The organism is Rhizobium sp. P1_E1 (assembly GCF_056406015.1).
Genome location: NZ_JBFUAY010000187.1, coordinates 1 through 8,621, shown reverse-complemented (window position 1 = coordinate 8,621; position 8,621 = coordinate 1). Strand labels below are relative to the sequence as shown.

The following is an 8,621-nucleotide window of genomic DNA, read 5'->3' as shown; positions in this document are numbered from 1 at the left end:
TTATGCCTCAGTCGACAGGGTGATTTCCCGCCACCTGCTCATGGCGGCGTTTTGCAGTTTTCGATATTCGGCAGTGGGTAGTCTTCTTGCGTTGAAGATGGAACAGGTTTGCGATCGGGCCATGGATGGATATGAAGCGCTGGCATTGCCCTGCCGACTTGAACCGGATCATGCCTCGTTCTCGTCGTCGAACAGCCAGATGCGAATTCTCCGCCGGTTATTCACGCCCTTATGCGAGCGATGCTCAACACTGGGCATGATTTCTCTTCTGGCTGCATTGTAGGATCTGAGCTTGTCGGTGATTATGACACGTGGCGCGACGCACTGGCCCTCCAGTAGCTTTCGCATTAGTCGGAGGGCCGCCGTCTTGTCCCGGCGGCTCTGGAGCAATGCATCGAGAACATAACCACAGCATCGACGGCCCGCCACAACCAGTATTTTCTGCCTTTGATAGCAACGACCATTTCGTCGAGATGCCATTTGTCGGCAAAACTTCCCCTGGATCGATGTCGGATGGAACGCGCATATTATCGGCCGAACTGGCAGCCCATTCCGCTGCAGTCTCGTCCCTGTCTGGCCAAAATGCTCGACACCCAAGGCTTTGACGCGATGCCCGTAGACGCCACCGATCCAGGCCAGCGTTGCGAGGTGACCATCGATCACCGTGACGACCCCGCAATCTCGCAACAGCGGCGCCAACAGACGCTCAACACAGCTCATCGCGTCGGCTTGTCCTCGCTAGCGGGCACGCTCGGCTACCTGCAACCCGGCCTTCAGCCTGTTTGCCGATATAAAGGCGAGCAGCCCGAAATCACGCCGATCTTCAGCCAGAAGACCCGTTGCCGCAATCGCGTCCGGTGACCACACCTTGGTAGGCGACAACACGGTGGCGTTCGGTCCAGGTTGGCGTAACCAGTAGGCAACAGCGACAACATCTTGCGCCACTGCTCGTGTCACGGGTCGGTTGCTCCAACGGCCGGGTAGATAGACGCAAATAAATAGATGCTCCCGTCTCGTCGCGCAGCCAAAGTCATCTCGTCGCGGTCGCCTTCGCGCTACATGTAGTCGAACGCGAAGCATGATGACCGCCAATTCGTCGACAATAGCGGTTCGAAGGCGCACAGCCCTTCCTGAGCCTACCGATCAGCGGGCGCCGATGGACTGATGGACGCCACCTTCCGGGGCAAGGCTGACCCTGACGGCGTCACGACCAGCAGGAAACGCTCATCCTAGTAGCAAGCATAACTGAGCTGATCGGCTACCCGTAAATAAATCGATCGCACACATTTTCCAGCTTTTCGCGGGTCTGATTGCCTGCCACATCTCGGATAGCGTGAGAGATCGGAGAGGTATACGGCTTGTCCGCCACCCGGTCCTGCGGCCTGAGCACCGAATAGTAGAGCGTGGTCATGTTCGTGCTCAGGGAGGCGGAAGACGCCTGATGGCCGCCGACCTTCACCTCGCCGCCTTGGCAAATGTGGTTGGCAGGGTGGATGGTCCACGAAGCGATCCAGGAGACGCATCGCTCGATCTCGTTCAAGTACGTTATTTCCGGTCTCATCCGTTCTCCCCTTGTCACCTCCGTTCCGCCAGTGCCAGACTTTACAGATCTAGCCGCAGCACACCCTTTGCGCGCGATACGCAGGGGATGAACCGGTGGCTGCGGGCGTCTTTCGACAGGACCGCATCTCTGTGGATCGGCTGGCCTTCCAGGAAGCCGCACTCGCAGGTCCCGCATACGCCGTTTTCGCAAGATGCCATCAATAACACCCCAGCCGCGCGAATTGCCGACAGCGCTGACGTGTCGGCCGGAACCGGAACCTCCGTCCCATTGCGCAGGATGATCGTGAAGGGCTCCGGTGGACTATCGTCGTTTGCGGCGGGCTGGAACGCCTCGAAATGCACCAAACCCTCCGGCCAATTTACGGTGGCTCGCGCGATTGCCGCCATGAAGCCCGGCGGACCGCAGTAATAAACCTGCGCATCGCTTTGACGGGCCGAGAGCAAGGCTTCGATATCCTGTCTTGTCTCGGGCTCGTCGTCGAAGTGAAGTCGCAGTTTGCTACCGTCGATAGCCTTCTCGATCACTGCCAAGAGGGGCGCGACCGCGCGACTGCGGGTGAAGTAGTGCAACTCGAACGGTTTGCCCTGCCGGTTCAAAACGCTTGACATCGCCAGGAGAGGCGTGATGCCGATCCCGCCTGCCAACAGCAGGACCGGCCCATGACCTTCTTTCAGCGGAAAATGGTTGCGCGGCGCAGAAACCGGCAAAACGGTGCCAACGCAAACGGCATCATGAAGCCACGCCGAGCCGCCACGACCGTCCGCCTCCCGCTTCACGGCGATCGTGTAGCGGCAGAGCTCGGCTGCGTCACCGCACAATGAATATTGGCGAACCCGCCCGTCGGGCAGGTGGACATCAACGTGAGAGCCCGGTTCGAAGGCTGGCAGTAGGGGTTTGCGCGGATGCTCGAGTTCGACGACGAACACGTCCCCCGGTTCTTTGCGGGTGGCGACAACCTTCAGCTTCATGATGATACGTGGTGATGCCATGTCGTTCACTCGTCCAACGGAAGAATGGGATCGCCGGGGCGGATGATGCCACCAACCTCGATCGCGCAATTCAGGCCGGAGCGGTTCAGAAGACCGTCGTAAAGCCCGGGAATGCCGAGCAACTCTTCGATATACTTGCAGGGAAAGTTCATCCGCGCTGCCCGAAGAATTGTTTCGCCTACCCGAAAGCGTTTGCCGACAAGATGACTGAGCGGGACGCCGCGGGTGGTCAGATTGCGTCTATGATCATCAGGCGCAAGTGCGGCTTTAAACCCCGGGATCTGTGGCTCACCTTTGGCCATCGCCTCGAGAACCTCGACCTCGATCAGCGTGACGTCGCGAACATCGGGTTTCGGTGAATAGGTTCCAGTGCCAAGATAGTAGCGGTCGCCAACAATTCCACGCCCTGCAATGAGCTGCGCTTCCGCCAGTTCTTCCATTTCGTAGGACGCTGCCGGCGCAATATGGATGTGGAGCACCTTACCCTGCCAAGTCATGCATCTGCCCTATCAAGCGAAGACCATCTCAACTTTGTTTACCGGATATTGGTGCTCGGCTGTGGAATGACAAATCCCAACAGTCATTGCGCCCGTCGCCGCTCTTCCTCAACTTTGGCGGAGAACTGGTCTTCTCGACAGTGCCAGTTTGATGACTTGTTTCTGGTCCAGTTTCAATTTTCATGCGACTGGCGGTCGTCGGGGGAAGGGCCTGTCGTGATTGTCTGGGTTTGGATATGCCGAATGCGACTTCAGAATTCTTCTGTCACTGTCTCAATCGCTATCAGAAGCAGTTGGATCCCCCGTTCAATCTGCCTCGGGCTCAAGGCTGAATAGCCCATGACAAGTCCGAGCCTGTCCTCCGTCACAGTGCCTGGTTGCGGGTCATAAAGAGGTGAGATGCAATAGACGCCAATACCGGTGCGTTGCGCGATTTGCAGCAAGCGTGTCTCGGACGATCTCGGCAATTCGTTGAACCAGACCACGACATGCAATCCGGCATCGGCACCCTCCACCGTAATCCGTTCGCCGAACGCGCGCTGCAGCGCGTTCAACAAAGTCTCCCGGCGATCTCTGTTTAGCCGCCGTACGCGCCGCACATGGCTTTCATAGCCGCCGCTTTCGATCAAGGATGCCAGGGCTTCCTGCTCGGTTACCGATGAATGCCTGTCGAACAGTTGCTTGGCGGTTGCGCATACGTCTTGCAGTTCCTGCGGGACAACGAGATATCCGATGCGCATCATCGGCGATAGCGTTTTTGAAATCGTCCCGAGATAAACGACGTTGCGTCCAGCTTTCAGACTATGGAGTGGAGGCACCGGACTGATATCGTAGCGGTACTCGCTGTCGTAGTCGTCCTCGATCACAAAGGCGTCGTTTTCCCGCGCCCATTCAAGAAGCTGATGACGGCGAGAAATTGGCATGACCCCGCCGAGCGGAAATTGATGGGAGGGGGTGACATAGGCTAGCCGGGCTCGCACAGCCTTCAGAAGTTCGGTCTGCAAGCCCTCGCCATCGACAGCTATGGAGACCGGAGAGGCGCCGGTGCTGGCGAAGATCTGGCGCGCCATGCGATAGCCGGGGTTTTCCATAACGAAGTCGCTGCCAGGGTCGAGCAGAAGCCGTGCACAAAGATCTAACCCTTGCTGAGAGCCATTCACGATGATGATTTGCTCCAGCTCGCACCGCAATGTGCGGGCGCGCCATAGATACCCCTGCAATGCTTGCCGCAACCGCAAAGATCCCCGCGGGTCGTCGTAGGCCAATCGGACCGGTCGCTGAGCGATGACCGCGTTGACGGCTTTCCTCCACGCAAGCGCCGGGAAATCGGACGGGGCGAGATCGCCATAACGGAAATCAATCATGACGGAGCTCGGCAGATAATCCAGCCACGGAGGTGTCGCCTTAAGTCGTTCGCCATAGGCCGACAGGCGCTGAGCACTCTGTTGCTCCCGCGTGGCAGCTCTCAGGCGGTGTCCGAAGGGCACGCCAGTGACCCGCGGTCGGGCTCCCTGGCGCAGTTCCACGAAACCCTCCGCCGAAAGCTGCTCGTAGGCGACCGTCACCGTCGTTCGCGAAACGCCAAGCTCGTTCGCCAGATTTCGAGATGACGGCAGTTGACCACCGGTGTCATAAACGCGGCTCACGATCTGATCCTTGAGCGCCTCGTAGATCTGGCGCGCGCCCATCTTCCTTGCGCGATCAGCTGTTGCCTGACTTGCTAACTGGACCATTTTCTTTCCGCATAACTGGCTATTTCTTGCGGACCAGTATGCTGCCACTGTGGTCGAAAGCAAAGAGGATAGCGCGAAGCAATGACTGGCAGCGGCGAACACGGCGATTTTCAGGACCACTCCGAACCGTCGCAGGGCGTGCAGCTTGGGTTTGATACCCGTGCAATCCATCACGCGTTCGATCCGGCTGGGTTCTCGAGAGCGGTCCAGCCTCCGGTCTTTATGACATCGACCTACGGCTTTGAGAGTGTGGCGGCAAATGACGCGGCGGCAGCGCTGGGCGGCAGGCTCTATGCCCGTGAATATAACCCAACGACCGAAATTCTCGAGCGAAGGCTTGCAAACCTTGAAGGAGCCGAGGCGGGTCTCGTGGTGTCGACCGGAATGGCCGCCTTCGGCACCCTGGTCCTGTCACTGTTGTCGCAAGGCGATGAGCTTGTGGTGCACAAGACGCTTTACGCCAATACGGTTGCCATGGTCGAGCAAGGTCTGCCTCGCTTCGGCATCAAGGTCGTCTCCGTTGACCTTTCGGATCCGCGCAATCTCGACGCGGCAATCACGGAGAAAACCCGCCTGGTCTATTTCGAGACCCCCGTCAATCCGCTGAGCGCTATTCTCGACATTTCGGCAATCGCAGAGCGAGCCCACAAACGGAACGTCAAAGTCACGGTCGATAGCACATTCGCCTCGCCAGCCTTGCAACGCCCGATCGAGCACGGCGCCGACATCGTGCTGCATTCTCTGACAAAATACATCAACGGTCATGGCGACACACTCGGTGGCGCCCTGCTGGGCGACGCGGAAACGCTGAATACATTGCATGAGACCGGCCTGCGCTACATCACCGGGGCGACGTTGTCGCCGCACTCCGCGTTCCTCATCATGCGCGGCCTGAAGACGCTGTCTCTGCGGATGGCGAGACATAGTGCTTCGGCGCTTTCGATCGCGCGCATGCTCGAGGCGCATCCCGCCGTCGCCTGGGTGAGTTACCCGTTCCTGGACTCCCATCCCGATCAGACGATCGCCCGCAAGCAAATGTCTGATGGGTCCGGCATGCTTGCCTTCGGCCTTCATGCTGGGTTCGACGGTGCCAGGACAATGCTCGACCGGCTACGGTTGCTCACGCGCGCTGTAAGCCTGGGTGACACCGACAGTCTCATCTATCATCCAGCCAGCATAACCCGGGCGCGCCAGTCGATCAGGAAAGACGCACACTTGATCGAAGGGGTCGGGGAAGACCTCCTCCGTCTCTCTGTCGGCCTTGAGGATGTTGGCGATCTGATCGGCGATCTGCGTCAGGCCCTTCAGGTCCTATGACGGAACTATAGCATCGCCATTCAAATATCTCAGCGAACAAGACGACTATCGGGGCATGGAATGACCTTTTTGAGTGGGCTATCTGCATTTCCTATCGCGCCCATGGACCGCGACGGCAAGATTGACGCCGAAACACTCCGCAAGCTGATTGCCCGTCTTGCCGCGGCCAAGGTCGATTCCATCAGTCTCCTCGGCAGTACCGGCACCTATATGTACTTGTCACGGGAGGAATGCCGCCGGGCTCTTGCGCTAGCGGTCGAGGAAACCGGCGGTCGCATACCAATTGTCGTGGGAGTCGGTGCTTTGAGAACCGACGAGGCCGTCAGGTTGGCTCAGGATGCCAAAGCTTTGGGTGCTACCGCAGGCCTGCTTGCCGCCGTCTCCTACGCGCCCCTCACCGTGGATGAAGTCTTCGAGCATTTCTCCACCGTTGCCCGCGAGAGCAAACTGTCAATCTGCTCGGATCGAGCCGTACTTCCCGCTATCCCACGGTATTCCGCGCGGGACGATCGACTGATTTTGAGCGGCATTATTTTCGTCTTGCGCAACGGGCTACGGTGGCGCGACGCCCTCAGGGAATATGGCCCGCACAAGACGATCTACAACCGCTTCATCCGCTGGAGCAGGCTCGGCGTGTTCAACCGATTTTTGCCTAACTGACCGCCAAATGGGGCAAGCCCGAGCCGCTGATGATCGACGCTACCCACTTGAAAGCCCACCGCACCGCAGCCAGTCTGCTAAAAAAGGGGATGTTCCCCGACGTATCGGACGCACCAAAGGCGGATTGAACTCCAAGCTGCATGCCGTCTGCGATGGCATGGTCGACCGCTCATCCTGCTTCTGAGCGACGGGCAGATGAACGACTACAAAGGGCAGCGAAAATGCCCGCCGCCTTTCCCAAAAGGCCAAGACCCTATTGCCGACAAGGGCTATGACGCCGACTGGTTTTCGGCACGCCTTGGCCGCATGCAAGATCACGGCCTTCATTCCATCTCGGGCAAACCGCAAGATCGTCATCCCACATGATTCGGCGCTCTACAAAGAACGCCACAAGATCGAAAACATGTTCGGCAGGCTCAAGGACTAGAGGCGGATTCACACCCGATACGACCGCCGCGCACACACCTATTTCTCAAGATATGCATCGCTGCAGCCGATCGCCGACCCCGCCGATCCGGATTGAAGCAGGGTTGCCAAGCGCTTTTAAATTATGAGTTTCTGTCTCTGATCCGGGTCGCGATCCGCTCATCCACGCTCTGCTGTCGCCGCTCGAACGAGTGTAGGTTTTTGACGGAAATTTCCGAAGCAGATCACGCGTTAATGGGCACTTGTGAAGGAGGGAAGGAGGAAACGATTCTTCGCGAGGTTTCCCTCGATGGCGCCATCCCCGAGATAGCCAATAGCCACCAAGCGAGTGTTTCCACTTTACTAGCCATATGCGCCAGCTCGGGAACCAATGCGGGCGGCGTGAGTAAGGGTCCGGGTCGTAGGTTTGACACAGCACTTCGGTGCCTCTGCGCGGCCCACTCCTTCTGTCGAAGTTTAACTAGCCCCGCCTCTCGTGACGGGGCTTCCTTTTTTGGAGGTCGACTGGACCCAATCGTCGAGCAGCGGACGCCAGGGATGCGGCTGACGCAAGTGGATGCCTGAACTAAGTGCAATGCTCAAGCCTCCAGACGGGTGCGCTCCGGTGGCGATCGCTGACCAGACCTGTCTCCTGGACGCGAAATCAGACCTCGGAGCTGCGCCCATCTCGTTTCGCGAGGGCCAAAAGGCCGCACTGACCATGCTGCGTCGTCCACTATGTCAGGGACGGCGTGGAACCGGTGCTGGGCATGCGCCGACGTCATCCGGAACCGTACGAATGTATTCGCCGCACGCCGAGTCYCATTCTGATTGATCCTCGTCCTCGAGCGGAGCCGGATTGAGTTTGCACTGCTGGATGTAGAATTGGGTGGTTTTCCAGTTGATTCTGTTCATGATGCGCGCACGTATGAAACTCTCTTCGCAATCTGCTTTTTGAGCCTGCGCATTCAGTCTTTTCAAATAATTTTCCTTGACTGCGACGTTGCAGACCTCTTCCGGCTCGCCAGAGGCGATCTCCAGTTCGTTGGGCCACGTGCCGTCCAAGAGCGAAAATCCTACACAGGTCGGCGTCCACACTATAATCTGCAAAGCTGCGTGAGCGTTGAAAGTCAGGTATATATCTGGACTGTAGGAAAGCATGCAGACCCACAGGCTGTTGACGCCCAGTTGTCGGCACAGTCCGCTCCCCACGGCGTTTCCGTAAAGAGTGAGGGCCTGGCGAATTGGAACCTGTGCCAAGGCTTCGCTCGCATAGCTGCAACAGAGAGCGGAGAAGAGCAAAAAAAATCCGCTTATCCTTTTCATGCGCGACATGGTAAAACGCAAATTAGGATCCGGCATGGTGGTTCCTTCAACAGTTCGAACGATTGCGTTGTCCCGCAATCTAGATGGCGGCGTCGCTCCCGCCGCCTCGCAATCCCTTACAAGATCTATG

At 58.3% G+C, this 8,621-nt stretch carries 6 protein-coding genes and 4 pseudogenes; 3 read left to right on the top strand and 7 right to left on the bottom strand.

Translation table 11 applies throughout. The annotated features are described in order from the left end of the window. The 6 genes and pseudogenes from AC1D1Z_RS30680 to pdxR all read right to left on the bottom strand — a co-directional run. Positions 1-506 (bottom strand): annotated as a pseudogene (locus AC1D1Z_RS30680) (IS6 family transposase); the annotation flags it as partial. A 58-nt stretch (positions 507-564) separates the two neighbouring features. After that, positions 565-1,265 (bottom strand): annotated as a pseudogene (locus AC1D1Z_RS30675) (transketolase); the annotation flags it as partial. Then, positions 1,259-1,540: a thiamine pyrophosphate-dependent enzyme gene (locus AC1D1Z_RS30670; RefSeq protein WP_176707490.1), complete on the bottom strand. Its 282-nt coding sequence runs from the start codon at positions 1,538-1,540 to the stop codon at positions 1,259-1,261. The gene AC1D1Z_RS30670 and the pseudogene AC1D1Z_RS30675, both read right to left, overlap by 7 nt. Positions 1,541-1,602: 62 nt before the next feature. Next, a complete protein-coding gene (locus tag AC1D1Z_RS30665; RefSeq protein WP_130729912.1) occupies positions 1,603-2,553 on the bottom strand; it encodes a PDR/VanB family oxidoreductase in 951 nt (316 codons plus the stop codon). Between the two features lie 5 nt (positions 2,554-2,558). Then, entirely contained in the window at positions 2,559-3,050 is a 492-nt protein-coding gene (locus tag AC1D1Z_RS30660; protein ID WP_065277600.1) for an MOSC domain-containing protein, read from the bottom strand. Positions 3,051-3,301: 251 nt separating this feature from the next. Further along, on the bottom strand, positions 3,302-4,783 hold the full coding sequence (gene pdxR / locus AC1D1Z_RS30655; RefSeq protein ID WP_065277599.1) for a MocR-like pyridoxine biosynthesis transcription factor PdxR: 1,482 nt from the start codon (positions 4,781-4,783) through the stop codon (positions 3,302-3,304). A gap of 81 nt (positions 4,784-4,864) precedes the next feature. On the opposite strand from pdxR, the gene AC1D1Z_RS30650 reads away from it, so the two are divergent. The 3 genes and pseudogenes from AC1D1Z_RS30650 to AC1D1Z_RS30640 form a co-directional block, all read left to right on the top strand. After that, the gene (locus AC1D1Z_RS30650; protein WP_065277598.1) at positions 4,865-6,100 is read left to right on the top strand and encodes a trans-sulfuration enzyme family protein; all 1,236 of its coding nucleotides are present in this window, start codon (positions 4,865-4,867) and stop codon (positions 6,098-6,100) included. Between the two features lie 60 nt (positions 6,101-6,160). Further along, positions 6,161-6,559 (top strand): annotated as a pseudogene (locus AC1D1Z_RS30645) (dihydrodipicolinate synthase family protein); the annotation flags it as partial. Beyond that, positions 6,504-7,184 (top strand): annotated as a pseudogene (locus AC1D1Z_RS30640) (IS5 family transposase); the annotation flags it as partial. The pseudogenes AC1D1Z_RS30645 and AC1D1Z_RS30640, both read left to right, overlap by 56 nt. Positions 7,185-7,906: 722 nt before the next feature. Here AC1D1Z_RS30640 and AC1D1Z_RS30635 read toward each other — a convergent pair. Next, positions 7,907-8,621, bottom strand: a 715-nt coding sequence (locus tag AC1D1Z_RS30635; RefSeq protein ID WP_477852617.1) for a hypothetical protein, incomplete at its 5' end; no start/stop codon positions are given.